Origin of the sequence: Pseudomonas sp. FP1740 (assembly GCF_030687165.1) — a bacterium.
Classification (GTDB): domain Bacteria; phylum Pseudomonadota; class Gammaproteobacteria; order Pseudomonadales; family Pseudomonadaceae; genus Aquipseudomonas.
Genome location: NZ_CP117461.1, coordinates 1,547,866 through 1,571,381, shown reverse-complemented (window position 1 = coordinate 1,571,381; position 23,516 = coordinate 1,547,866). Strand labels below are relative to the sequence as shown.

The following is a 23,516-nucleotide window of genomic DNA, read 5'->3' as shown; positions in this document are numbered from 1 at the left end:
TGCGCGTGGGAACGATCAGTGCGAAGCAAACCGCCGCAAATACTCGACTTGTTCGCGATGCGCGACATCCTGCACCACCGGTTTCAACCGCACCTTCGCCCCCGGCAAACACTGCGCCAGCCGCGCCAACGCCAACGGCGTCAACGCCCCCAACCGCGGATAACCGCCAATGGTCTGCCGGTCATTGAGCAGCACAATCGGCTGCCCATCCGGTGGCACCTGGACCGCCCCCAGCGGGATGCCTTCGGAAATCATCGGCTGGCCCTGATACTGCAATGCCGTTCCCAACAGACGAATGCCCATGCGATCGGCGCGACTGTCGAGGGTCCAGGCGCTGTTGAACGCGTCAAACAAACTCTGCCCGCTGAATTCACCGATTTGCGCACCAAGCACCAGGTCCAGCGGTGCATCTAGTTTGAAGTCCGGAACGTGCTCGCGCGGCAGCTCTCGTACCAGCAGTGGCGCCTCGGTGGAGTACTTCAACGAGGCACCTTTGGCCAACGCCCGACCCATACCGTCGAGGCCGCCGAGTTCCTCACGCACCACAGTCGCAGTGCTGCCCAGCACCTTCGGCGCATCAAACCCGCCTGGTGCCGCGAGGTACGCCCGAGCGCCAAGCAACGGTTGCGTGAATTGCAATCGTTGACCTTTGCCCAGCTTGAAACTGCGCCACGGCGCCAGGGGCTGGCCATCAATCTGCGCCCCAAGATCGGCACCAGCCAATGCCAGCAAGCAATCGTCCTCGGCCACCACACTGAACCCGCCGAGGGTGATTTCGATCACCGATGCATCCAGCCCATTGCCCAGCAACCAGTTGGCCCACGACATCGACCGCCAATCCAGCCCACCGCCCTGGGTCACGCCCAGATGCCGCACGCCAAATCGCCCGGCGTCCTGCAACAGGCACAGCGGTGTACTTGCTTCAATCGTCAGCCGGCTCATGCCAAGGTCTCCAACGGCGTGTCGTCACCGCCCAGGTTGATGAACTCGGCATGACTGACCGCCTCGAAGCGCACCGTGTCGCCCGGTTGCATCAAGCTGTAGCCGTCGCGTTCACGGTCGAACAATTTGGCCGGGGTGCGACCGATCAGGTTCCAGCCGCCGGGGGACACTACCGGATAAGCCGCCGTCTGGCGTTCGGCGATGCCGACACTGCCGGCGGCGACTTTTTTGCGCGGAGTACTCAGACGCGGTGCGGCCAACACTTCTTCCACCAACCCCATGAACGCGAACCCCGGCGCGAAGCCCAACGCGAACACCTGATACTCGTGTTCGCTGTGACGGCGGATCACTTCATTCACCGCCAAGCCGCTACGCTGGGACAACAGGTTCAACTCCGGCCCAACGCTCAAGTCATACCAGACCGGCAGCACATGGCATTTCCCCTTGGCCCGAGCGTTGGGCGTCAGATCGATCAGGGCTTGAGCGATCAACTCCCGGGCCTGGGCCGGGTTCAATGCCATCAGATCGTAATGCACCATCAGCGTCGTGTAGGACGGCACCAGATCGATCAAATGGCTGGTGAATGCTTCTCGCAAACGCTCACTGGCAGCCAGCATCCACGGCATGTTGGCCTCGGCAATTTCATCGAAAAGGCGCACCATCAGGCAATCGAGCGCCACCACCTCCACCCGTGGCTTCATGATGCGCTCTGCTGATTCAAGGCCTCGCGAATGCGTCGCACGGCGGCCACCGAACTGGCGTTGTCGCCGTGTACGCACAAGGTATTGGCCTGCAGGTGCAAGGCGCTGCCATCGCTGGCCGTGAGGTTGTCACCGCGGGCAATGATCAGCGCCTGTTCGATGATTTTCTCGGGATCGTGATGCACGGCCCCCGGTAGTTGCCGCGAGACCAGCATTCCGGCGCTGTCGTAAGCGCGATCGGCGAAGGCTTCAAACCACAGGGTCACGCCGTATTCGTCGCCCAACTGCTGGGCGGCGCTGTTGTCGCGAGTGGCCATCAGCATCAGCGGCAGTGTCCGGTCATAGGCCGCCACGGCCTGGATCACCGCACGCAATTGCGCCGGGTTGGCCATCATGTCGTTATACATCGCGCCGTGGGGTTTGACGTAACTCACTCGCCCGCCCTGAGCCCGGCAAATGCCGTCGAGGGCACCGATCTGGTAGTGCAACAGGTCCTGCAGTTCCTGGGCGGTATACGCCATGGAGCGGCGGCCGAAACCGACCAGATCCTGATAGGCCGGATGCGCGCCGATCTGCACGCCGTTGCTCAGGGCCAGGCTGACGGTCTTGCGCATGATGCTCGGGTCGCCGGCATGAAAGCCGCAGGCGATGTTGGCGCAGTCGATGAAGGGCATGACCTCGGCGTCCAGACCCATGGTCCAGTTGCCGAAACTCTCGCCGATGTCGCAGTTCAATAGCAGGCGGTTCACGGTGAACACTCCTGTAGGCTTTTGTCTTTTTAGCTGAAGGGCATCTGCCCCTCAGATTATCAGTTACCGGACATTCGGTTATTCGGCGTCGAGTTGTTTACCACGGGTTTCCGGCAAGCTGAGCGCCGCCAGGATCACCACCCCGTAGGACACCGCCGCGAAAGCCCCGATTCCCACGCTCAATGGCACCTTCTGACTGAGCAAGCCGATCAGCAGCGGAAACAACGCCGCCAACGCCCGACCGATGTTGTAGCAAAAACCTTGGCCCGAGCCGCGAATCCGCGTTGGAAACAACTCGGTCAGAAACGACCCCATGCCACTGAAAATCCCCGAAGCGAAGAAGCCCAAGGGGAAGCCCAGCCAGAGCATCACGCCGTTGCTGACCGGCAATTGGGTGTACAGCAGAACAATGGTGAACGAGCCGACGGCAAACAGAATGAAGTTCTTTTTACGACCAAGGATGTCAGTCAGATACGCGCTGATTACATAACCGACGTAAGAGCCGATGATCACCATCGCCAGATAACCGCCCGTGCCGAGTACGCTCAAGCCCCGCTCGTTCTTCAGAAACGTTGGCAGCCAGGAGGTGATCGCGTAGTAACCGCCGAGTGCGCCGGTGGTCAGTATCGACGCGCGAATCGTGGTGAAGAGGATGCCGGGGGCGAAAATCTCGTAGAACTTCGCCGGGTTGCTTGGCTCTTGCCTGGCTTTGGCTTCGCGGTAGATTTCCGGATCCTTGACCAGGCGACGGACGAAGATCACGAAAATCGCCGGCACGATGCCAAGAATGAACAGCGCACGCCAGGCGTCTTCCGGCGGCAACACCGAGAACAGCAGCGCATACAGAATGGCTGTCAGCCCCCAACCCAATGCCCAACCCGATTGCACCATGCCGACGGCTTTGCCACGGTCCTTGGCGCGAATCACTTCGCCCATCAGCACCGCGCCAGCGGTCCATTCACCACCGAAACCGAAGCCCATCAACGTGCGGCTGATCAACAGTTGCTCGTAGTTCTGGGCGAAGCCGCAGAGGAAAGTGAAGAACGCAAACCACAGCACCGTCAGTTGCAAGGTACGCACCCGACCGATGCGGTCGGAGAGAATCCCCGCCACCCAACCACCGATGGCCGAGGCGATCAGCGTGCTGGTGTGGATCAGCCCGGCCTGGCCGGTGGTGATGCCCCACATGGCAATCAGGGTCGGCACCACGAAGCTGAGCATCTGGGTGTCCATGCCGTCCAGGCCATAGCCGATCTTGCAACTCCAGAACGTGCGACGCTCCTGCTTGTTGATGTTGCGGTACCAGTCGAAAGGTCCCGGGCGAGCCGTGGTTTTGGGGATATCGAGGGTGTCGGGCGCACTCATGGCAAAATCTCCGTGCATATTTTATTGGTATTGTTCTGAGCCCCGACGACGCCTATCGTGGGAACCGGATGGCCTGATTTTTGGGCGGTTGGCCCCGCTGCGTCCAACTAATAAAACCCCGCCCTAGGCATAAGAAAAATTTTATCCACGAGCTGACCCCATGAACCTGAAGTTTCTCGAGACGTTTGTCTGGGTCGCCCGACTCAAGAGTTTTCGCCTGACGGCAGACAAGCTCTTCACCACCCAGGCGTCGATTTCCAGCCGCATCGCCGTGCTCGAAAGCGAGCTCGGGGTGAAGCTGTTTCTGCGCGACTCCCGCGGCGTGAGCCTGACCCCCGAAGGCCTGAAAGTGCTCGAATATGCCGAGCAGATGATGGACACGATGCATGCACTCAAGCAGGCGATCGAGACGCGCTCGAGCAAGGCCGGACGGGTGCGGATCGGCGTCATGGACACGGTGATCCACACTTGGCTCAGCCCGTTGGTGGCACAGATGATGGATCACTATCCGCTGGTGGAAATCGAGCTGGTGGCCGATACCGCGCTCAACCTCTGCGATCAGCTGCAAAAAGGCTTTCTCGATCTGATCCTGCAAACCGACCTGCTGCGCCAGGAAAGCGTGCGCAGCCTGGAGCTGGCCAGTCATCCGATGGGCTGGATCGTGGCCAGCAATTCCATCTACAACCGTGAGTATTCAGGTGTCGCCGACCTGGCACGGGAGCGGATCATCACCTATTCGAAAAACTCCCGTCCGCATCAGGACATCTTGAGCCTGATGCAGGCCAACGGAGTCATGGCGCCGCGGCTGAACTGCGTGAATTCGGTGTCGGCGATTACCCGATTGCTGCGGGACGGTTTCGGTATAGGCGCATTGTCGCCCGTGCTGGTGGCCGAGGAATTGGCCCGGGGAGAGTTGACCTTGCTGGCCATCGATCAGCGACCAGCGAATTTGCCGGTGGTGGTGTCGTGGCGGGTGGGTGTGGAGTGGGTCGAGGAAATCGTGGCGCTGTGTCAGCAAGTCGTGGAGTTCTATGCGCAGAAAGTGGGCGAGCACTACATCGTCTTGAGCAAACCCCAGGCCAGAGCCTGAAAATCATTTTCCGAAGTGTAAATATGAACCACTATCATTTGCATTAATTTTTTCAAAACGGTATTCTTTGCGCGCTTTCAGAATCAATTGTCCAGAAGGAGTCGGACCTGATGCGCGATTACACGCAACAACAGCAGCAATTGCTCGCTCACTGGAGCGAAGCTCTCGGCACTCAGGCTTTCCAGTCCCACCGCATCACGCTCGATCATTTGAGCAATGCCCTGGAGCCCGCCGCCCAGCGCTGTTTCCAACGCCTGATCCAGGCGCTGTTCCGTGAAGAGCTGATTGATCCCGACACCTGCGAATACGACGACACCAGCCGCTGCTGGCTGCCGCTTGGCGATGGCGCGCATCTTTGCTTCGAGCATTTGTCCAGCAGCAGAATGAACAGTTGGGACGTACGCGGCAGCATCGTCCTGCACACCCCCGACAAACTGCCGCACAAAATCCAGTTGCCCAGCGAACTGCTCGCTCACCTCAGCACTCAGCTCAATCCGCCAGCCTCCCCGCAGGTACTGGAACGTCTGGCCCGGGAGCTGGATGACAGCTTCAGCAACGACACCCTGTGCCTGGCGTTTCACCACGGATGGACCGAGCGCCTGAGAGAGCAGATCGACACCACCTACGACGACAATCTGCTCGCTTGGCTCAAAGCCAGTCCCAACCACCAGAACCCGACGTCACTGCTCGAACAGTGGGGCACTCTCGGCCATCCGTGGCACCCGAACTACAAGACCAAACTGGGCTTGAGCGCCGCTCAGGTCATCGCTTTCTCGCCAGAATTCGAAGCGAGTTTTCCGATTGTCCTGTGCGCCCTGCACCGCCAGTACGCACATGTTGAAGCGTTGGCGGGCACCACCGATTACTGGGACTGGTGGCAAGGTCACTTCCCACAGGCCGCCGAGCAATTGCAACGCCATTTGCAGCAACTGGGCCTGGACGCAAAGGACTACCTCCCACTTCCGTCGCACCCATGGCAAGCCCATGAAGAGCTGCCACATTCGTTCGCCAACGAGATCGCCGACAACCTGCTGATCGTCACTGACATCGTGGCTTTTACCGGCCACCCGACCATGTCCTTCCGCACGGTCCTCCCGCAGGCCAGTCGCACGGCCCCGATGGTCAAACTGCCGGTGGCTTTGCGCCTGACCAGCGTGCAGCGCACCGTGTCTCCGCGCTCGGCCCGGATGGGTCCGCGCATCAGCCAACTGATATTGGATATCCTCGATCAGGAGCCGCAGATTCAGCGCCTGCTGAACATCGTTCCAGAGCGCATCGGCGTGCATTACGCACCACTGCCGGCCGATGACGAGCGCTCCCGGCATGCTGGCGTGCTGTATCGCGACAACCCGCTGACCCTGCTGCAAGAAGGCGAGTTGGCGGTGCCGGTCGGCAGCCTGTTCGCCGTCAACGAATTCGAACAACCGTTGCTGCGTGATTGGGTCAGACTGGCTCAAGGCCGGGACGACAGCGAGGGCATGCTGACGTTCTTCGATGATTACCTGTCGATTGCGGTACCAAGTCTGCTGGGCATCTATCTAATGTACGGCGTGGCGTTCGAAGCGCATCAGCAAAACAGTTTCATGGTGATGGGCGCTGACGGGCAGTTGAATCGGCTGCTGTTGCGTGATTTCGGCGACGTTCGTATCGATCGCAAAACCCTGCACGCCAAGGGTCTGGATATCCAGTTGCACGATCCGAAAATGACCCTGTATGACGACGCCGGCTTTGTCCGCGACAAACTCCTGCACACCACCTTCATGTGCCACCTCGGTGAGCTGACGTTGCTTTGTGCCCGCCACTGGAATGTGCCGGAAAATATCCTGTGGGAGCGATTGGCAGCGCACGTTGCACAGTGCTTCGAGACCTTGCGCGAGCGCGTTGAACCGGCACGCTGGGAAAGCGAGCGCCAGGCCTTGCTGGAACAGGATTGGCCCGCCAAATCGTTCATGCGCATGCGCTTGCTCGACAGTCATGCCGACATCGTCGGACGCCTGAGTAACCCGCTGCGACCCAACACCCATGCTCGCTGACGGTCGCGCCTTGCGACTGCTGATCGTCATCCAGTTTGTCTCCATGGGCGCCATGGAGATGAGCGGCCCGTTCTGGCCCTTGCAGATCCAGCATCTGCTCGGGCGCGAAGGCGCCGGCTACACCGCGCTGTTATCGGCGATGGTCTATGCCGGCCCGATGCTGGCGGCCATGCTGCTGACCCCCCTGTGGGGTCGGCTGGGGGATCGCACCGGGCACAAACCGATGATTGTTCGGGCGTTGCTGGCCCTCGCGCTGTGTCAAGGGTTGGCGGCCATCACTCTCGACCCGTGGCTGCTGGTGGGTATTCGCGTGATGCAAGGCGCGTTGGCCGGTTTTCTCGCGGCCGCGCAAGCCTATGCCTTGGCCTGCTGCGACGGTGCCAGACGGGGTCACACCCTGGCCCGCCTGCAATCGGCAACCGCCGTCGGCTCGTTGATCGGCCCGGTGCTGGGTGGCTGGCTGATGGACGTCTCGGGGTTTGCCTTGCTGTGTTATGGCGCGACAGCGATTTGCCTGCTGTGTGCACTGGGGAGTTTTTTCCTGCCGGCCGACAAGGCGCGAACCGCGAAGAAAAAACCGGTTGAGCCGGTTGCCCTGCCCAAAGGCTGGCTCAGTGGAATCCTGTTGGTGATCGTGTTGATTCAGGCGGCGAAGATGATGCCGCAGTCGTTCTACGCCCTGTACGTCGCGAACATCCTGCATGCCCCAAGCTGGCTGATCGGCGCCACCTACGCGGCGAGCGCCGCGACCCTGGCCATTTCCGCCCCGCTGTGGGGACGCCTGTTCGACCGCTGGCAGCCGGCCTACACCTTGCGCGTCATCGAAGGCGTGGCCTGGTTATGTGCCCTGACGCTGGCGGCCACGGCATTGGCCAACGAATGGCTGGGGTTTCTCGTCAGCCGACTCGTCTGGGGCATCTGGCAAGGCGCCCTGCTGCCCGTCGCCTATGCCCTGATCGCCAACACCATTTCCACAACCCAGCAGGGTTTCGCGCTGGGCCTGGGCAACAGCGCGGCAAAGGCTGGAGCCCTGCTCGGTGTCGTCCTTGGCGGGATCGGCATGGGCCTGGTGGGCCTGGCCCACAGTTTCTGGCTGGTGGCGCTGACCTATGCCATAGCCGCCATCGGAATCCGCTGGGTGCGGTCGTTCAATGCCACGCCCGACCGCTCGACCTTATCGCCCCACACTTATCAAAACTAAAAAAAGACCACGTCATGACCCGAACCAAACTCTCCCTGTTGATCCCGCTACTCGGTACCTTCAGCGCCCAAGCCTGGGCCGAGGACACCGAGCAGCAGCCCGGCACCTTGAACATGCAAGCCACCGTCGTCTCCGCGACTCGCAGCGAGGCGAGCATCGCCTCGATTCCGGGCTCGGTCCAGGTCATCGACGAACAGCAGGTCCGCGAGCAGAGCGGCGCGGGTCGCCGGGTCTCCGACATCCTCGGGCAATTGGTCCCGGGTATTGCGCCATCCAGCGGCGGGATGAGCAACTTCGGCCAGACCCTGCGCGGGCGCAACATGCTGGTGTTGATCGACGGAGTATCGCAGAACGCCACGCGTGACAACTTCCGCCAGCTCAACAGCATCGCCCCGGCCAGCATCGAACGCATCGAAGTGATCTCCGGCGCCAGCAGCATCTACGGTGCCGGTGCTTCAGGCGGCATCATCAACATCATCACCAAGCGCAATCAGGGCCAGGACATTGCCTACAGCAGCAAACTGGGCCTGACCAGCGGTAACAACCTCAACAGAAAAGGCTTCGCCTACGAAGCTTTCCAGAGTGCCACCGGGCGCAAGGATGCGTTGGACTGGTATGTGTCCGCCGACCTGACCCAGCGCAACGATCAGTTCGACGGCAACGGCAACCGCATCCCCCAGGACACCTCCCAGGGCAGCAACATGGATACCGAAACCTATGACCTGCAAGGTCGTTTCGGTTACGAACTGGATGCCGACAAAAAACTCAGCCTGTCGCTGCAGGACTACAAGGACCAGCAGGACACCGGCTACACCAAAGACCCGAAAAACTCGCAGCAAGCGGTGGCCGTCAAAGGGCTGAAACTCGACGACCAACCCTATACCCATAATCAGGCGGTCAACCTCAACTACACCGACAAGGACTTCTACGGTCAGGGCCTGCAACTGGAAAGCTACTGGCGCCGCGCCGATGCACTGTTCTTTCCGGACCTGTCGCGAGGCAGAGCCGGGATCTCCGACAACAACAGTGTGCAGGACGTCTACGGCCTGCGCGCGGCCATCGACACGCCGCTGCCGGCGATCGGAAGCGCCACGGGCAATCTGGTCTGGGGTGCCGACTATGACAATGAGCGCTCGCGCCAACGAGGTGATCAATACACGCTCAATGGCCTGAACTACACCAAGACCGGCACCACCTACGAGCTGGGCCCGGACATCGAAACCACCACCAAATCGCTGTTCGGGCAGATGTCCTGGGACATCGGTGACTGGACCTTGCGTGGCGGTGTGCGCCGTGAATGGATCGAAAGCGACGTCTCCGACAGCATAGCCTACGGTCAGATCGTCCAGACCGGCATACGCGCAACGTTGCCCGGTGACACCCTCAAATACGACGCCACGCTGTACAACCTGGGGGCGGTCTACCACCTGAGTGAAAACCAGGACGTCTTCGCCAATTACAGCCAGGGGTTTTCGCTGCCGGATATCCAGCGCTTCATGCGTGACGTCAGCAGCACCTTCGACATCCAGAGTCTTAACGCCCAGGCCATCAAGGTCGACAGTTACGAGTTGGGCTGGCGTGGCAACTGGGACCAGTGGCAAGCCGACGTCACCGTGTACGAAAACACCTCGGACGTGACCCAGTTCTACGATGCCAATGATCGCGTATTGCGCCTGATCAACCAGAAAGAGCGGGTTCGCGGCATCGAAAACAGCCTGACCTACCGCGCGACCGATCACTGGTCGGTGGGTGGCACTTATGCCTGGGCCAAAGGCGAGACCGAGCAGAACGGCAAATGGATCGATCTGCCGGCCACGCGCATTTCACCCGCCAAGACCACACTGTTCGTCGGCTACACCGAAGACGACTACAGCCTGCGCCTGCAAGGCATGCGTTTGGCCAATTACGATGCCGCCGCCAAGGACAACAATGGACGCGACATCGAAGGCTATACGCTGGTGGACCTGCTCGGCTCCGTGCAACTGCCGGTCGGTCGTCTTGAAGGCGGCGTGTACAACCTGACCAACCGCACGTACCAGAACCTGTTCACCCAGGCCAACGCCAGAGCGCCGTACGCCAATGCCGAAGGCCGCACGCTGAGCATGAGCTACTCGGTCGATTGGTAAAAACAGGAGCCGGCTTGCCAGCGATGCGATCTCGCGGCAATCGCCGGCAAGTCGGCTCCAGTGTTACAACCCGCGCAAATCCCGCTCTTCGATCGGCCGGCTCTGGCGCAGGCGCTTGCCGCCCAGCACCACCCAGTCGATCAGTCGGAACAGGCATTCAATGCCGAACGACAGCAGCATCGCGCCGCTCATGCCCCAGATCATCGCTTCCGGTGTCAGCAGGATCTGGTAGCTGTAGCCGTTCCAGGTTTCCTTGCGAATATCCGGGTCGGCCGCCAGCACCACTTGCAGGAAGCGGATGTACCACGGGCCCTGCATGGCCTGGAATTGCTTGTCGAGGGCCAGTTGACGGGTGAGCAAGGTGCTCAGGCTGTCGGCATCGCTGCGAAAGATCGGGTCTTCGCTGGCACGGTAATGGGCCACCAGCGCCTGCATATCGCCCTTGAAAAACTGATTGGCAGTGCCCTGAAAACCGCTCAAACCGCTTTGCGCCTCGATCAGATGCGCTTCGACCCGCTTGGCATAGTCACTGATGAACCCAGGCACCTGGACACCGATCAACAGGCCTGCCGCAAACAACACCAGCCGTAGATAACTGAGCAACATGGGGGGAGAGATCCTTATTCGGTCTTGCCCTGGCTGACGCATTCGCCGCGTCGCCAGAGGCTCCATTGGCCCGGTTCGTAGCGGGTCCAGGTTTCGTTTTCGGTCAAGGGTTCGGTGGCGATCACCGTGACCACGTCGTTGGGCGTGGTCTCGGCCTGAAAGTCAACGATCACATCGACGTCCTTCAAGCGTGCCGGGCCGAACGGGGCACGACGGGTGATCTGCGCCAGCTTGGTCGAGCAGTAGCAGAACAACCAGTCGCCATCGCTGAGCAAGCAGTTGAACACGCCTTTGCTGCGGTACTCGGCGCAAGCGGCCACCAGGTCTGGCAGCAGTTCTTCGATGTCCACCGGCTCGGGGAACGCAGCACGCACCCGGTTGAGCAAGTCGCAGAATGCCGCTTCGCTGTCGGTATCGCCGACGGGGCGGTAGAAACTGGCGGTCGGGTTGAAGTCGGCCAACTGGCCGTTGTGGGCGAAACACCAGTTGCGACCCCACAACTCGCGCACAAACGGATGGGTGTTGGACAGACAGACCTTGCCGACATTGGCCTGGCGGATGTGGCCGATCACCACTTCGCTCTTGATCGGATAGCGCTGCACCAGGTTCGCCACTTCCGACTCGCTGCTCGCCGCCGGGTCCTGGAACAGGCGTAAGCCACGGCCTTCATAGAAAGCGATGCCCCAACCGTCACGGTGCGGTCCGGTGCGGCCGCCGCGCTGCATCAGCCCGGTGAAGCTGAACACGATATCGGTCGGGACATTGGCGCTCATGCCCAATAACTCACACATGCTCGGACTCTCGATGAAAGGCAGGGGCACTGTTACAGACGTGGTTCAACCCGCAAACGCTGCGGGTTGCTCGGCACCGGTGGCCGGCCGTAACGATCATCACCGGCACCGCCGAACGGTTGATCGCCTTCAGGCTCGTCGGCCCGCGCCGCAGCTTTCGCGGCCTCCGCCCGCTCCTTGCGAGCCTTGGATGCGCGCTCGATCGGGAAACGGATCGCCACGAGCACCAGATAAAGACCGAAGGTAATCATGCCGTACATGAACAGGTCGGAAATCGCCCGCCAGGCGTTGTTGCCGACCTTGAACAGTAGATCCAGTGCAGTAATGGCAATGGCCGGGGCAACCTTTTCCTTCACCGGGTCGATGATGGTCGGGCTGAACAGCAACACCGCCATCAGCAGCCGCAGCGGCTCACGCAGCCAACGCCACATCCAGCGGGTGATGCGCATCCACACCAACAGGCAGCCTAAAGCGGCAAAGGCGTAGAGGCCCCAAGCGATCAGATAGTCGTTCTCGGTCATGGTGTCCATGGCAAGGCAGGCAAAGAGGCGCTTATAGTAACGACTTTTCGCACTTCAGGCTGCCCCGCCGTCTGCGATCCCCTAATTTCGTACAACGTTCGAGAGTCCTTCATGCCCCTATCCGCCAACGTTTCCGACGCGCCCATTGCCCACAAGGCCGACGGCGATGACCCGTATGCCTGGCTGCAGGAGCGCGACACCGACGCAGTGCTCGATTACTTGAAAGCCGAAAACCGCTATCAGGAGGTGCAAACCGCCGATCAGGCCGGGCTGCGCGAAACCCTGTTCGAAGAGATCAAGGGGCGGATTCTCGAAACCGATCTGTCGCTGCCCTCGCCCTGGGGCCCGTACCTGTATTACACCCGCACCACCGCCGGCGACGAATACGCCCGTCATTACCGCTGCCCACGTCCGACCGATGGCAGCCTGCACATCGACGAAAGCCAGGAACTCCTGCTGCTCGATCCGAACGTGCTGGCCAAGGGCGGTTTCTTTTCCCTGGGCGCGTTCAGCGTCAGCCCGGACCACCAGCGCCTGGCCTACAGCATCGATTCCAGTGGCGAGGAGGTTTACACGCTGTTCGTGAAGGAATTGTCCAGCGGCCGCGTCAGCGAACTGGAATTCCAGAACTGCGACGGCAGCATGACCTGGGCCAATGACAGCCTGACGCTGTTCTTCGGTGAACTCGACGACACCCATCGCCCACACAAACTGTTCCGCTATCGGCTGGACGGCACCGCCGCCGAAGAAGTGTTCCATGAGCCGGACGGCCGATTCTTCCTGCATTGCTACCGCTCCAGTTCCGAACGGCAATTGCTGTTGTCGCTGGGCAGCAAAACCACCAGCGAAGTCTGGGTGCTCGACGCATCATTGCCGCATCAGGCCTTTACCTGCCTGGCACCACGGGTCGAAGACCATGAGTACGATGTCGACCACGGCAAACTCGATGGCGAGTGGACGTGGTTGATCCGCACCAACCGCGACGGCATCAACTTCGCCCTGTACCAGGCCGCCGACACCGGCGTCGCGCCGACCGAAGCCGACTGGCAGAACCTGATTCCCCACAGCGACACGGTGATGATCGATGGCATGAGCCTGAACGCCGAGGCCATGACCTTGAGCCTGCGTGAAGGGGGCCTGCCGATCATTGAGGTCCGCCCACAAGGCCTGGCGCCGTATCGCGTGCAATTACCGGACGCGGCCTACAGCCTGCATGTGCAGAACAGCCTGGAATTTGTCAGCGACAGAATCCGTCTGCGCTACGAGGCCTTGAACCGTCCGGCGCAAATCCGCCAACTGATTCTGGCCACCGGCGAGCAGAAAGTGCTCAAGGAAACCCCCGTGCTCGGCCCGTTCGACGCCGACGCGTACGTCAGCCAGCGGCTTTGGGCGACGGCGCCGGACGGTACACAAGTGCCGATCAGCCTGGTGGTCAAACGCGAATTCCTCGGTAAACCGACGCCACTTTATCTGTACGGATATGGCGCTTACGGCGAAAGCCTCGACCCGTGGTTCTCCCACGCCCGCCTGAGCCTGCTGGATCGCGGCATGGCGTTTGCCATTGCGCATGTTCGCGGCGGTGGTGAATTGGGCGAAGCCTGGTATCGCGCCGGCAAACAGGAACACAAGCACAACACCTTCAGCGACTTCATCGCCTGCGCCGAACACCTGATCGCCAACGACTTCACCACCTCATCGCAGCTGGCAATCAGTGGCGGCAGCGCCGGTGGCCTGCTGATCGGCGCGGTGCTCAATCAGCGGCCGGAGCTGTTCGGCGTGGCAATAGCCGAAGTGCCGTTCGTCGACGTGCTCAACACCATGCTCGACCCGGAGTTACCGCTGACCGTCACCGAATACGACGAATGGGGCAACCCGCAAGAGCCAGACGTCTATGATCGGATCAAGGCCTACGCCCCGTATGAAAACGTCACCGCGCAAGCCTATCCGGCAACGCTGGTGATCGCCGGCTACAACGACAGTCGCGTGCAGTACTGGGAAGCGGCCAAGTGGGTGGCGAAATTGCGCGCGACCAAAACCGACACCACCCCGCTGTTGCTCAAGACTGAATTGGGCGCCGGGCATGGCGGGATGAGCGGTCGCTACCAGGGATTACGTGACGTAGCCCTCGAATACGCATTTGTTTTGAAGGTTTTGGGCATTGCCTGAGGAACTTGGCCCGGCGTCCCGGTCTTAACACCAGACGCCGGGCGCGCCTGGAACAGTAACAGACACAAGAAAAAGACCGTGACGACATGTCAGAACCGACCTTACTGAACAAAGAAATTCGCGACTGGCTGATGGACTGCGGCCTGTTCGATCAACTGCTGCCGGCCGACTTCGTGGCGGCTTCGGGTTACTTCAGCATCAGCACCATCGCCGAAGGCGAAGAGATCTTCCGTGAGGGCGATGCCGGCAGTTTCATGTGCATCATCCACACTGGCCAGGTCGCGGTGCAGAAGACCAACAGCGAAGGGCAACGGGTGACCATGGCCACCTTGCGCAGCGGTCGGGCGTTCGGCGAAATGGCCGTGCTCGACGGCGAACGGCGCTCAGCCAGTTGTGTGGCCGCGAGCAACTGCCAGTTGCTCAACCTGGGCAAGGACTCCCTGGAAAAGATGCTCAACGAGGCGCCGAAAATCGCCGCCAAGATCATCCGCGCCCTCGCCGTCTCCCTCTCCAAACGCTTGCGCATGGCCGATGGGCAACTGCTCTCGCAGCAGATTTAGACACTATCCGCCCGGCGTTTTGATTTTCGTCGTGCTCGGCTCAAGGCCCGGCAAGGTCTGGTCCTTGGGCGGGTTGGGCATTTCGATCGGCGGCAACAATGGTGGCCCACCGTTGCCGGTCTTGGGCACAGTGGTCGGGGTAATCTGCGGGTACGGCGTCGGCGTAGCAGTGCCGGGCGAACCGGGTATCGGCGTAGGGCCGGTGGGGATGGTTTGCTGCTCCTGGGCCTGCACTGCAGTTATCGAGAGCGCGGCCAAGGCAATGGCCGTTAGAATGATGCGCTTCATCAATGGCTCCGTTGGCCTTGTAGTCTATTGCAGGCTACTCCCAACTGCGCTCGTTTGCCTTCTTCCGCCTGTCATTTTCTCCTCAAGAGAGCCCCATGAAACGTTTCGTTCTGCTCGACACCACCCCCATTCCTGAAAACGGCGGTGCCCTGTGCCTGTTCGAATACGGCGAGGACTTCGTCATCAAGATTCAGGGCGGCGATGGCGGGCAGTTGATGAACACCCGCATGCACGGCTCCGAAGATGCCCTGGCGCAAATCCCCTGCCGCAAGGTCGCCGGCCGGCCGAATTCGCGGGTATTGATCGGCGGCCTGGGCATGGGCTTCACTCTCGCCTCGGCGCTCAAGCATTTGGGCAAGACGGCTGAAGTGGTGGTCGCCGAACTGGTGCCCGGCGTGGTGGAGTGGAACCGTGGGCCGTTGGGCGAAAAAGCCGGCAACCCATTGCTCGACCCGCGTACGGTGATCCGCATGGAAGACGTGGCCAAGGTGCTGCAAGCCGAGCCGCAGGGTTTCGACGCAATCATGCTCGACGTCGACAACGGTCCCGAAGGCCTGACCCAGAAAGCCAACAGCTGGCTCTACTCCGCCGGTGGTCTGAGCGCCTGCGCCAAGGCCCTGCGACCCAAGGGCGTGCTGGCGGTGTGGTCGGCCAGCGCTGACCGGCAGTTTTCCGACAAGCTGAAAAAGGCCGGCTTCAAGGCCGAAGAAGTGCAGGTCTTCGCCCACGGCAACAAAGGCACCCGCCACACCATCTGGATTGCCGAGAAGCTCAAGGGCTAGGCTAAACTTCAACACATAACCGTCATTAGTCTTTTACAAAGGTGAACCCATGAGTTCGTCAACGCCTCCAACCAACACCTCAAAGTTGGACCGCATCCTCGCCGACAACCAGCGCGACAAGGAAATGGGTTACCGCGACAAGGCCCTGAAGATGTACCCGCACGTGTGCGGCCGCTGCGCCCGTGAGTTCTCCGGCAAACGCCTGAGCGAACTGACCGTGCACCACCGCGACCACAACCACGACAACAATCCGCAGGACGGTTCGAACTGGGAACTGTTGTGCCTGTATTGCCATGACAACGAGCATTCGCGTTATACCGATCAGCAGTATTTCGACGAAGGCTCGCTGAGTACGCCAAAGATTGCCAAGGCGACGCATAACCCGTTTGCGGCGTTGGCCGGACTGATGAAGAAAGAAGACTGAAGATCTGCTGATCGTTCCCACGCTCTGCGTGGGAATGCATCCCGTGACGCTCTGCGTCACATTCGAAAGCGGAACGCGGAGCGTCCCTGGCGGCATTCCCACGCAGAGCGTGGGTACGATCATCTCCAAACTGAACACCCCTCCCCCAATCCCCGTATAATCGCGCTTTTTTCCCGAAGGCACCCCGCTCGTGGCAGACAAACGGTACAGCTGCATTGGTTTGTATAACCCCAAATCACCGGAGAACGTCGGTTCGGTGATGCGCGCCGCCGGTTGCTATGGCGTGGCGTCAGTGTTTTACACCGGCAAGCGCTATGAGCGCGCCGCCGACTTCGTCACCGACACCAAGAAAGTCCACTACGACATTCCGCTGATCGGCATCGATGACCTGAAGAAAATCCTGCCGCTGGGCTGTGTGCCGGTCGCCGTGGAACTGGTCGACGGCGCCCGCTCGCTGCCGGAATACACGCACCCGGATCGCGCCCTCTACATCTTCGGCCCCGAAGACGGTTCGCTGGATAAAGAGATCCGCGACTGGTGCGAAGACGTGGTCTATATCCCGACCACCGGCTGCATGAACCTGGCGGCCACGGTCAACGTGGTGCTGTACGACCGCATGGCCAAGGGCAACAACACCCGCTCGGGCCCGAAATTCCGCTGAATCACCGCACATTCGATGGAACGAGCCGACCGCCTCGGCAGTCAGCTTAATTATCCACTCTTGAAGCCTGGAGACAGATCATGAGCGACCTCAAACGCGTAGAGCGCATCGAATCCACCCCGTTCCAGACTCAGCCCGCGCAGAACGTCCAGGGTTGGGAGCGCATCGGTTCCCTGGCCGGCGGCGTGGTGATGGTCGGCAAAGGCCTGCGGCGCGGTGGTGTGTTCGGGTTGATTCAAGTGGCCATTGGCGGCGCAGCGATGGCGCGGGGTATTACCGGGCACAGTTCGGCGAAAAGCTTTCTGGAAAAGAGCCGTCAGGACATAGTTAACGCTCGGGCCAGGATTGAGCGTGCCGGGGAAGAGTTGAGTCGGTTGAAGGCCAATGCCGAGGCGGCGACCAAAACCGCCACCGTGACCGGGAATGATTCTTTGAAGTCGCCGAAAGCCGGGGTTTGATCCGGAATTTTCGGTGAGGCTCAGGGCCTCTTCGCGGTCTTACTGAAGCAACCCGGTATCAAGCACCTTGGAAGACTCGCCAATAACGCTCTCACTGAGCTGAACGAATTCCTTGGTATCGACACTCTCCAAACGCATCGCCCCACGCAGTACATCATCCAGCGAGCGCTTGTTGCGGGTCTTCAGGCGAATCTCGCGATCCAGTTCCTGCAGCAACACCACCGCTTTGGCCACCTGCGCCGGGTTGATCTGCTCCCCGCGCAAGGTGGTGACCTTCTGGCTGTCCTTGGCCAACTTGCTCTGCAGGCTCTCATACCGCTCATCACTCATGCCGCCCGCGCGGCGCACCAGTTCGATGGCGTAATACTCGGCAAACCCTTCGCTGATCCAGTCACTGCGCTGGCTATCGTTGATGCGCCCGAACACCTGAGCCAATTCACGCATCAAGGCACTGGTACCGCTTTCGCTGACCAGCGGCAGGCGGCTATTGAGATAGATCGATTCCCGCGCGGCCAGGCTGCCACGCCACATCGGGTCATTGGCGCCGACGATCAGCAGTTTGCTGGGGTGACGCGGAAAAACTTCCTGCACTTGCGGCCACACGAACGTCAGCAGCGTCAGCACATCCATGCGACGCATCCCCTGGCCTTGGGGCGAGGCCACGGTGACTTCGGTTTCCCCCAACCGCGTGCGACGGCTACCGAGGTTACCGGCGAGCATCCAGCCAGTGGGACGGTCGAACAGGCGCGAGACGTTATCGATGCGGAACTTGTTTTTGCCGATCCGCGGCCAAGCGGTTTCGACGCTTTTCCAACCGCTGGGCAATTCGAATTCCAGGCGTGACACCAGTTCGATACCGTCCTGCTGATCGAGTCTGGCCGCGGGCACCAGGTCATCGCCACGCATCAGCGCCCACGTTGGTGTCATACGCGTGTCGAAACTGCCGCTCTTGCGCCCATGACTGATGCGCACGCGGTAGGTCAGGCTGGCCTTGTCGGCGGCCGGGCGCCAGACACCACGGGCCTGCGTGCCCGGTGTGAGCTGCCATTGGCCGTCGGCCTTGAAATCGCTGTAGTGACTGCCATCGCCCAAGTCGAAATCCAGACTGCGCACCGCCGAGCCTTGGGCCAGGGTCAGGCGCACTTCGGCCTGATCGCTTTGCGGCAACAGGCGTACGTGATAATCCAGATCGACTTTCTTCGCCGCCCATACGGGCGAACTCAGGGCCAGCAACCCGACAGCCAACGCCCGCAGCACTCCCACCGCCATACACACTCCTATTGTGGCGAGCTTACTCGCGCAGGGCTGCGTCGCGCCCCCAAATGCCTGTAACCACTGCCGATCTTGTATGTGCTACGCACTAACCCGCGCGAAAAATCAGGTGATCTTCCCAATCGTCTTCGGCCACGCTGCCTTCGGCGAGCATGCGCCCGGACTGGGAAATACGCTCGTGATGCACCGCCTCGCGATCACCACACACCAGGTGATGCCAGAGCGGCAGGTCCTTGCCTTCGCTGACCAGTCGATAACCGCAGGTCGGCGGCAACCATTTGAACTCATCGGCCTTGCCCGGCGTGAGCTGGATGCAATCGGGGACAAAGTCGCGGCGGTTGGGGTAATCGGTGCACTGACAGGTTTTGAGGTCCAGCAGTTTGCAGGCGATACGCGTGTAGTAGACGGCGTTGTCGTCTTCATCCTCGAGCTTTTGCAGGCAGCACAGGCCACAGCCGTCGCACAGCGATTCCCATTCCTCTTGATCGAGTTGATCGAGGGTTTTGCGTATCCAGAACGGTTCGACTTTGGCGGCCATGGTTCAAGCATCAACATCAGGTGGTGAAAAGGCCGCCAGTCTAGTGCCAAGGCACCGGCGGGCCAAGCATTGGCGACTGCCGGTACGACGGCACTTGTCAGTTTTTGCGCCACCCAGTAGCTTTGCCAGTCGCAAGGAGCCCTCCCCAAGTGCCATTAACGCTCAACCGCGTTGCATTCAGGTGAACTGCCGGCTCAAAAAAAACTGGCGCTCAGCTCAACTGTACCCGCCGGTTTTTCGACGACCCCCACTTTCAAACGTAAAGGAATCTCTTGATGAGTGCTAATCCACGCGTTGCCGACTACGCCATTCACCCTCAGTTCACCGATCGCTGGTCGCCCCGCGCCTTCACCGGTGAAACCATTCCCGAAGAGACCCTGCTGAGCTTCTTCGAAGCCGCCCGCTGGGCGCCATCGGCATACAACTCGCAGCCTTGGCGGTTCCTCTATGCGCGTCGCGACACACCGAACTGGGAGCGTTACCTGGGCCTGCTGAACGAGTTCAACCGCAGCTGGGCGCAGCACGCCTCGGCGCTGGTGATCGTGATCTCGAAAACCACCTTCGTGGCACCCGGCGCCAGCGAAGAAACCCCGGCGCTGTGGCACACCTTCGACACCGGTTCCGCCTGGGGCCATCTGGCGTTGCAAGCGAGTATCAGCGGCTGGCACACCCACGGCATGGCCGGTTTCGATCAGGAGCTGACCCGCAAGGAGCTGAACATTCCTGAGGGTTATGCGCTGCACGCCGCCGTGGCGATCGGCAAGCTGGGCGACAAGGCGACACTGGCCGAGTACCTGCAAGCACGTGAAGAGCCAAGCCCGCGTCGTCCGCTGAGCGAGTTGGCGGCTGAAGGTAATTTCACCCTCTAAACGCGCCGGACCTGATCATTCCCACGCAGAGCGTGGGAATGATCAGCTGGGTGAACTCAATACCCGCGCGCGAAATCCACTTCCCCACGCAACGCTTCACCCGCTTGATACGCCCGCAGGTTCTCGACAAACAGCTTCACCATCGCCGGTGGCGAAGTCGGTGCCGAGCTGTGGCCGGTCAGCAGCAGTCCCCATGCGGTCCAGAACGGATGACGTTGCGGCAGTGGTTCCTGACGGCAGACGTCGATCACAGCCCCGGCCAGATGCCCTTCCTTCAAGGCTTCCACCAGATCCGCATCGACCACCGCAACGCCACGCCCGACGTTGATGAACAACCCGGTCGCCTTGAACTGCTTGAACAGGGCAGCGTCATACAGGTCGTGCGTATTGGGGGTATTCGGCAGCAGATTGATCACGTAATCCACCTCACCGACCAGGCGCGGCAAATCGCTCAGCGCGCCGACTTCGACAAAAGGCGCCTGCTCCCGGGCGGTGCTGGCGATGCCGTATAACTCGACGCCAAACGGCAGTAGAAACTGCGCCACTGTCTGACCGATGTCACCGGTGCCGACAATCAGCACCTTTCGTCCAGCCAGGCTTTGACCTTGGCGATTGTCCCATTTGCGCTCGACCTGGCTGACCAGCCGCGCCAACACTTCGCGCTCGTGGCCAAGCATGTAAGTCAGCACGTATTCAGCCATGACCTGACCGAAAATCCCGACCGCGCGAGTCAGCCGATAGTGCCGTGGCAAGCCATCGGCCAGCAGCGGCGTGATACCGGCCCAGGTCGACTGCAACCATGCAGGCATGTGGCCCTGACGCAACAGCGTCGCCAGCAGGTCCGGCTGACCGAGCCAGACCTGGCAGTCGGCGGCCTGACGGGCCAGTTCGGCGGAGTCGCCACTGGTCAATACTTCCAGATCAGGCGCTGCCTGACGCAACAGTTGGGCATACACAGGGTGGTCGTGTTCAGCAATCAGAACGCGCATGTTTCAAACCTTTCAAAAACAGTGCAGACGACCGCCGACAGAGGATCACTCCATCGTCACGGCCATCGCCAAAATCATTCCAGTGTTTCATAAGGCTCTGAACAGAGCCTGTCTGCCGATTACATCGGGTCGTTGCGGCGCAGCAATTCTTCCGGCAAGTGTTCGATGTATTCATCCTCGGCTGGTGGCATTTGCAGGTGGTAGCCCTGCTTGTCGAGGTTCTCCAGTACTACAGTAATGTCTTCGCGCGACAGCTTGCGCTCGGGGGTCAACACCAGGTCGAAAGCGTGGATGGCTTTGCCGAAAGCCGCCATCAGGGGTTCAGGCACGCGCTCCAGTGCATCGCTTTTGAGCACATAGAGGTACATCCCGTTTTTCTTCGAGCTTCGATAAATCGAGCAAATACGTTTCAAGGCTGTTCTCCGGCGGTGGCCAGGCTGTCGAGCAGCGCCTGGCCCATCAATTCGCGGCGCCAGCCACGCAGCGAATCAGGCAATTGGTAAGGACCATTGGGGAAGCCGCTCTTGAGCAGCGCTTCCAGGGTTTTCTTGCGCAGCATCAGCTCCGGCGCGATGTTCAGGCGCTCGGCTTCGGCCTGGCCGATGGCGCGCAGCTGTTTGACCAGCGCGGCGGCTTCCACTGGCAATGGCTCCGGCACCGCTGGCGGCCACTGATCAGGCGACACACTGCCAGAGCGCTTGATCAGATCAAGCAGAAATTCGCCGTCCTGACGCACGGTGCGCGGGTGCATGTCTTCGATTTTCGCCAGTGCGCCGAGGTTGTCCGGTTGGGTGCGGGCCAACGGCCACAGTGAATGTTCACGGATAATGCGGTTGCGCGGCAGATCACGGGCGCGGGCTTCACGCTCGCGCCAGGCGCAGAGTTCACGCAACACGGCGAGTTGGGCGCGGGACAGCTTCCAGGCCAGTTTGGCGTCGCGATAGACCTCGTACGGGTCGACCTCGCGCCGCAGATTGGCGACCAGCTCGGCTCCGTCTTCCAGGACCCACGCGTATTTTTCGTCAGAAAGCTTCGGACGCAGCTGTACGAAAACCTCCGCCAGATGCACGGCATCTTCGGCGGCGTAGCTGATCTGAGTCTCGGACAGTGGGCGTTGCAGCCAGTCGGAACGGGTCTCGCCCTTCGGCAGGTCGATGCCGAGCACGTCCTGCACCAGCCGCGAATAGCCCATGGAGAAACCCAGGTTCAGGTAAGCAGCGGCCAGTTGGGTGTCGAACAGCGGCGCCGGCAGGCTGCCGGTCAGGCGCAGCAGGACTTCGAGGTCTTCGCTGCACGCATGCACGACCTTGAGCACGGCCGGGTTTTCCAGCACCGCGGCCAAGGGCTGCCAGTTGTCGATGGTCAGTGGGTCAATCAGGTAAGCGCGTACGCCATCGCCGATCTGCAGCAGGCCTGCGATCGGGTAAAAGGTGTCGACCCGCATGAATTCGGTATCGAGGGCAACGAATGGCAGCTGCTGCCACTCGGTGCAAAACTGACCGAGGCTATCGTTGTCGCGAATCCAGTGAATATCGATGGCCACACGGCTCTCCCTTGAAGAATGGCGCGCAGTATATATCGCCCCCGGCGATTTCCGCGCATTCACTGAACAAGAGCTTTAGCGAAAATACCTGCCGGACAGCAAGAATTGTCTGACAGGCTAGCTGTCCTTACGCAACACGTAGACCCGCATCCGCGTGCAACCCGGTACCAAGTCCTGATGGCTGAGCAAGCAGAAACCCGCCTGCCTGAACTCGGCCTCAAGCTCGGCCTTGCTGGCCTGCGGCTGGACCTTTGCGCCCTCCACGTCCAAACACTCGAGCTTGAAATGCCCATCAACCCGCACCGCCACAATCACTGTATCGCGACTGACCCGATGGAACTCGCCCAGCATGGCCAATCGATGCTCGGGACAGGCGACGCGTTGAAACAGTTGCAGGCAAAAAATGCAGTCAACCGCATTCGCCGACAAGCCGATGGTGAAGGCTGAACTCTGAAAGGTCTTGATCCGTTTCAGCAGGTTTTGCGGATGGTGGGTACGGGCGTGATCGAGCATGTCCTGGGACGCGTCGGCCGCGAGGATCACCCGGTTCGCATGCTCGGCCAGAACTGGCCAGAAACGCCCGGCACCGCAGGCCACATCAAGAATCAATCCCGGTTCGCCAGCGACCTGCAGCGCGTTACGCACCAATTGCTCTTCGCGCCAGAACGTCAAACGCCCCGCCAGGCCGCGCGGTCGCGGCTGTTTACAGACGCGGGCGTGTTCCTGATCGTAGCGCCGGGCGAACTCAAGCTCGAAGGCGGATGGGGGCTGCGCGGACATGAGTAATGGCTCTTGTTGGATGTTCCAGGCGCCGCAGATTAGCGGTCGTTACGTGAAAAAA

25 protein-coding genes are annotated in these 23,516 nt (G+C 60.9%); 11 read left to right on the top strand and 14 right to left on the bottom strand.

What is annotated here, in order from left to right:
* Window positions 1–15 precede the first annotated feature (15 nt).
* From PSH69_RS06940 to PSH69_RS06925, 4 genes are all read right to left on the bottom strand, one after another.
* Window positions 16–942: a biotin-dependent carboxyltransferase family protein gene (locus PSH69_RS06940; protein ID WP_305411484.1), complete on the bottom strand. Its 927-nt coding sequence runs from the start codon at window positions 940–942 to the stop codon at window positions 16–18.
* Window positions 939–1,643, bottom strand: coding sequence for a 5-oxoprolinase subunit PxpB (gene pxpB, locus PSH69_RS06935; RefSeq protein ID WP_305411483.1), 705 nt, complete (start codon window positions 1,641–1,643; stop codon window positions 939–941). Before pxpB ends, PSH69_RS06940 begins: the two co-directional genes overlap by 4 nt.
* The gene (locus PSH69_RS06930; protein ID WP_064619663.1) at window positions 1,640–2,392 is read right to left on the bottom strand and encodes a 5-oxoprolinase subunit PxpA; all 753 of its coding nucleotides are present in this window, start codon (window positions 2,390–2,392) and stop codon (window positions 1,640–1,642) included. Before PSH69_RS06930 ends, pxpB begins: the two co-directional genes overlap by 4 nt.
* Window positions 2,393–2,470: 78 nt before the next feature.
* Complete coding sequence (locus tag PSH69_RS06925; protein ID WP_305411482.1) at window positions 2,471–3,757, bottom strand: MFS transporter; 1,287 nt, start codon at window positions 3,755–3,757, stop codon at window positions 2,471–2,473.
* A gap of 160 nt (window positions 3,758–3,917) precedes the next feature.
* Here PSH69_RS06925 and PSH69_RS06920 point away from each other — a divergent pair, with 160 nt between their 5' ends.
* The 4 genes from PSH69_RS06920 to PSH69_RS06905 all read left to right on the top strand — a co-directional run bounded on the left by PSH69_RS06920 (window position 3,918) and on the right by PSH69_RS06905 (window position 10,207).
* On the top strand, window positions 3,918–4,847 hold the full coding sequence (locus tag PSH69_RS06920) for a LysR family transcriptional regulator (RefSeq protein ID WP_305411481.1): 930 nt from the start codon (window positions 3,918–3,920) through the stop codon (window positions 4,845–4,847).
* Between the two features lie 110 nt (window positions 4,848–4,957).
* Entirely contained in the window at window positions 4,958–6,880 is a 1,923-nt protein-coding gene (locus PSH69_RS06915; RefSeq protein WP_305411480.1) for an IucA/IucC family siderophore biosynthesis protein, read from the top strand.
* Entirely contained in the window at window positions 6,870–8,081 is a 1,212-nt protein-coding gene (locus tag PSH69_RS06910; protein WP_305411479.1) for an MFS transporter, read from the top strand. The genes PSH69_RS06915 and PSH69_RS06910 overlap by 11 nt, the downstream gene beginning before the upstream one ends.
* 14 nt (window positions 8,082–8,095) lie before the next feature.
* Window positions 8,096–10,207 carry a TonB-dependent receptor gene (locus PSH69_RS06905; protein WP_305411478.1) on the top strand — a complete coding sequence of 704 codons (2,112 nt, stop codon included), beginning with the start codon at window positions 8,096–8,098 and terminating at the stop codon, window positions 10,205–10,207.
* 63 nt (window positions 10,208–10,270) lie between these two features.
* Here the strand turns inward: PSH69_RS06905 and PSH69_RS06900 are convergent, their stop codons facing one another.
* The 3 genes from PSH69_RS06900 to PSH69_RS06890 are packed head-to-tail and all read right to left on the bottom strand — an operon-like array spanning window position 10,271 to window position 12,134.
* The gene (locus tag PSH69_RS06900; protein ID WP_305411477.1) at window positions 10,271–10,813 is read right to left on the bottom strand and encodes a DUF2937 family protein; all 543 of its coding nucleotides are present in this window, start codon (window positions 10,811–10,813) and stop codon (window positions 10,271–10,273) included.
* 14 nt (window positions 10,814–10,827) lie between these two features.
* Window positions 10,828–11,604, bottom strand: a complete 777-nt coding sequence (locus PSH69_RS06895) for a class II glutamine amidotransferase (protein WP_019580814.1) — start codon at window positions 11,602–11,604, stop codon at window positions 10,828–10,830.
* Window positions 11,605–11,636: 32 nt separating this feature from the next.
* Window positions 11,637–12,134 carry an MFS transporter gene (locus PSH69_RS06890; RefSeq protein WP_305411476.1) on the bottom strand — a complete coding sequence of 166 codons (498 nt, stop codon included), beginning with the start codon at window positions 12,132–12,134 and terminating at the stop codon, window positions 11,637–11,639.
* A 102-nt stretch (window positions 12,135–12,236) separates the two neighbouring features.
* Here PSH69_RS06890 and PSH69_RS06885 point away from each other — a divergent pair, with 102 nt between their 5' ends.
* Window positions 12,237–14,291 carry a S9 family peptidase gene (locus PSH69_RS06885; protein ID WP_305411475.1) on the top strand — a complete coding sequence of 685 codons (2,055 nt, stop codon included), beginning with the start codon at window positions 12,237–12,239 and terminating at the stop codon, window positions 14,289–14,291.
* Window positions 14,292–14,377: 86 nt separating this feature from the next.
* Window positions 14,378–14,851: a cyclic nucleotide-binding domain-containing protein gene (locus PSH69_RS06880; RefSeq protein WP_204124942.1), complete on the top strand. Its 474-nt coding sequence runs from the start codon at window positions 14,378–14,380 to the stop codon at window positions 14,849–14,851.
* A 3-nt stretch (window positions 14,852–14,854) separates the two neighbouring features.
* On the opposite strand, the gene PSH69_RS06875 is transcribed toward PSH69_RS06880, so the two are convergent.
* Window positions 14,855–15,139, bottom strand: a complete 285-nt coding sequence (locus PSH69_RS06875; protein ID WP_018926759.1) for a hypothetical protein — start codon at window positions 15,137–15,139, stop codon at window positions 14,855–14,857.
* Window positions 15,140–15,234: 95 nt separating this feature from the next.
* On the opposite strand from PSH69_RS06875, the gene PSH69_RS06870 reads away from it, so the two are divergent.
* From PSH69_RS06870 to PSH69_RS06855, 4 genes are all read left to right on the top strand, one after another.
* Window positions 15,235–15,921 carry a spermidine synthase gene (locus PSH69_RS06870; protein WP_018926760.1) on the top strand — a complete coding sequence of 229 codons (687 nt, stop codon included), beginning with the start codon at window positions 15,235–15,237 and terminating at the stop codon, window positions 15,919–15,921.
* Window positions 15,922–15,970: 49 nt separating this feature from the next.
* The gene (locus tag PSH69_RS06865; protein WP_007942195.1) at window positions 15,971–16,345 is read left to right on the top strand and encodes a YajD family HNH nuclease; all 375 of its coding nucleotides are present in this window, start codon (window positions 15,971–15,973) and stop codon (window positions 16,343–16,345) included.
* A gap of 190 nt (window positions 16,346–16,535) precedes the next feature.
* Window positions 16,536–17,006 (top strand): RNA methyltransferase, encoded by a 471-nt coding sequence (locus PSH69_RS06860; protein WP_007942196.1) that lies wholly within the window; start codon window positions 16,536–16,538, stop codon window positions 17,004–17,006.
* 80 nt (window positions 17,007–17,086) lie between these two features.
* Window positions 17,087–17,464 (top strand): DUF2892 domain-containing protein, encoded by a 378-nt coding sequence (locus tag PSH69_RS06855; protein WP_305411474.1) that lies wholly within the window; start codon window positions 17,087–17,089, stop codon window positions 17,462–17,464.
* Between the two features lie 39 nt (window positions 17,465–17,503).
* On the opposite strand, the gene PSH69_RS06850 is transcribed toward PSH69_RS06855, so the two are convergent.
* Window positions 17,504–18,733 (bottom strand): hypothetical protein, encoded by a 1,230-nt coding sequence (locus PSH69_RS06850; RefSeq protein ID WP_305411473.1) that lies wholly within the window; start codon window positions 18,731–18,733, stop codon window positions 17,504–17,506.
* Window positions 18,734–18,824: 91 nt separating this feature from the next.
* Window positions 18,825–19,274, bottom strand: a complete 450-nt coding sequence (locus PSH69_RS06845) for a YcgN family cysteine cluster protein (protein ID WP_052966452.1) — start codon at window positions 19,272–19,274, stop codon at window positions 18,825–18,827.
* A 275-nt stretch (window positions 19,275–19,549) separates the two neighbouring features.
* On the opposite strand from PSH69_RS06845, the gene PSH69_RS06840 reads away from it, so the two are divergent.
* Complete coding sequence (locus PSH69_RS06840; protein WP_007942200.1) at window positions 19,550–20,143, top strand: nitroreductase family protein; 594 nt, start codon at window positions 19,550–19,552, stop codon at window positions 20,141–20,143.
* 56 nt (window positions 20,144–20,199) lie between these two features.
* Here the strand turns inward: PSH69_RS06840 and PSH69_RS06835 are convergent, their stop codons facing one another.
* The 4 genes from PSH69_RS06835 to PSH69_RS06820 form a co-directional block, all read right to left on the bottom strand.
* Entirely contained in the window at window positions 20,200–21,132 is a 933-nt protein-coding gene (locus tag PSH69_RS06835; protein ID WP_028939342.1) for a D-2-hydroxyacid dehydrogenase, read from the bottom strand.
* Window positions 21,133–21,251: 119 nt separating this feature from the next.
* Entirely contained in the window at window positions 21,252–21,545 is a 294-nt protein-coding gene (locus PSH69_RS06830) for a YcgL domain-containing protein (protein WP_305411472.1), read from the bottom strand.
* Entirely contained in the window at window positions 21,542–22,675 is a 1,134-nt protein-coding gene (gene rnd, locus PSH69_RS06825) for a ribonuclease D (protein ID WP_305411471.1), read from the bottom strand. The genes PSH69_RS06830 and rnd overlap by 4 nt, the downstream gene beginning before the upstream one ends.
* 117 nt (window positions 22,676–22,792) lie before the next feature.
* Window positions 22,793–23,455, bottom strand: coding sequence for a class I SAM-dependent methyltransferase (locus PSH69_RS06820; RefSeq protein WP_305411470.1), 663 nt, complete (start codon window positions 23,453–23,455; stop codon window positions 22,793–22,795).
* Between the last annotated feature and the right edge of the window lie 61 nt (window positions 23,456–23,516).

Bases quoted from the DNA above. Each gene is read 5' to 3' on its own strand.
- PSH69_RS06900 (WP_305411477.1), bottom strand. From the start codon at position 10,813: ATGTTGCTCAGTTATCTACGGCTGGTGTTGTTTGCGGCAGGCCTGTTG.
- PSH69_RS06925 (WP_305411482.1), bottom strand. From the start codon at position 3,757: ATGAGTGCGCCCGACACCCTCGATATCCCCAAAACCACGGCTCGCCCG.
- PSH69_RS06880 (WP_204124942.1), top strand. From the start codon at position 14,378: ATGTCAGAACCGACCTTACTGAACAAAGAAATTCGCGACTGGCTGATG.
- PSH69_RS06835 (WP_028939342.1), bottom strand. From the start codon at position 21,132: ATGCGCGTTCTGATTGCTGAACACGACCACCCTGTGTATGCCCAACTG.
- PSH69_RS06875 (WP_018926759.1), bottom strand. From the start codon at position 15,139: ATGAAGCGCATCATTCTAACGGCCATTGCCTTGGCCGCGCTCTCGATA.
- PSH69_RS06855 (WP_305411474.1), top strand. From the start codon at position 17,087: ATGAGCGACCTCAAACGCGTAGAGCGCATCGAATCCACCCCGTTCCAG.
- PSH69_RS06885 (WP_305411475.1), top strand. From the start codon at position 12,237: ATGCCCCTATCCGCCAACGTTTCCGACGCGCCCATTGCCCACAAGGCC.
- PSH69_RS06890 (WP_305411476.1), bottom strand. From the start codon at position 12,134: ATGGACACCATGACCGAGAACGACTATCTGATCGCTTGGGGCCTCTAC.
- PSH69_RS06915 (WP_305411480.1), top strand. From the start codon at position 4,958: ATGCGCGATTACACGCAACAACAGCAGCAATTGCTCGCTCACTGGAGC.
- PSH69_RS06850 (WP_305411473.1), bottom strand. From the start codon at position 18,733: ATGGCGGTGGGAGTGCTGCGGGCGTTGGCTGTCGGGTTGCTGGCCCTG.
- PSH69_RS06870 (WP_018926760.1), top strand. From the start codon at position 15,235: ATGAAACGTTTCGTTCTGCTCGACACCACCCCCATTCCTGAAAACGGC.
- PSH69_RS06905 (WP_305411478.1), top strand. From the start codon at position 8,096: ATGACCCGAACCAAACTCTCCCTGTTGATCCCGCTACTCGGTACCTTC.
- PSH69_RS06845 (WP_052966452.1), bottom strand. From the start codon at position 19,274: ATGGCCGCCAAAGTCGAACCGTTCTGGATACGCAAAACCCTCGATCAA.
- PSH69_RS06920 (WP_305411481.1), top strand. From the start codon at position 3,918: ATGAACCTGAAGTTTCTCGAGACGTTTGTCTGGGTCGCCCGACTCAAG.
- PSH69_RS06895 (WP_019580814.1), bottom strand. From the start codon at position 11,604: ATGTGTGAGTTATTGGGCATGAGCGCCAATGTCCCGACCGATATCGTG.
- PSH69_RS06910 (WP_305411479.1), top strand. From the start codon at position 6,870: ATGCTCGCTGACGGTCGCGCCTTGCGACTGCTGATCGTCATCCAGTTT.
- PSH69_RS06940 (WP_305411484.1), bottom strand. From the start codon at position 942: ATGAGCCGGCTGACGATTGAAGCAAGTACACCGCTGTGCCTGTTGCAG.
- PSH69_RS06865 (WP_007942195.1), top strand. From the start codon at position 15,971: ATGAGTTCGTCAACGCCTCCAACCAACACCTCAAAGTTGGACCGCATC.
- pxpB (WP_305411483.1), bottom strand. From the start codon at position 1,643: ATGAAGCCACGGGTGGAGGTGGTGGCGCTCGATTGCCTGATGGTGCGC.
- PSH69_RS06820 (WP_305411470.1), bottom strand. From the start codon at position 23,455: ATGTCCGCGCAGCCCCCATCCGCCTTCGAGCTTGAGTTCGCCCGGCGC.
- PSH69_RS06840 (WP_007942200.1), top strand. From the start codon at position 19,550: ATGAGTGCTAATCCACGCGTTGCCGACTACGCCATTCACCCTCAGTTC.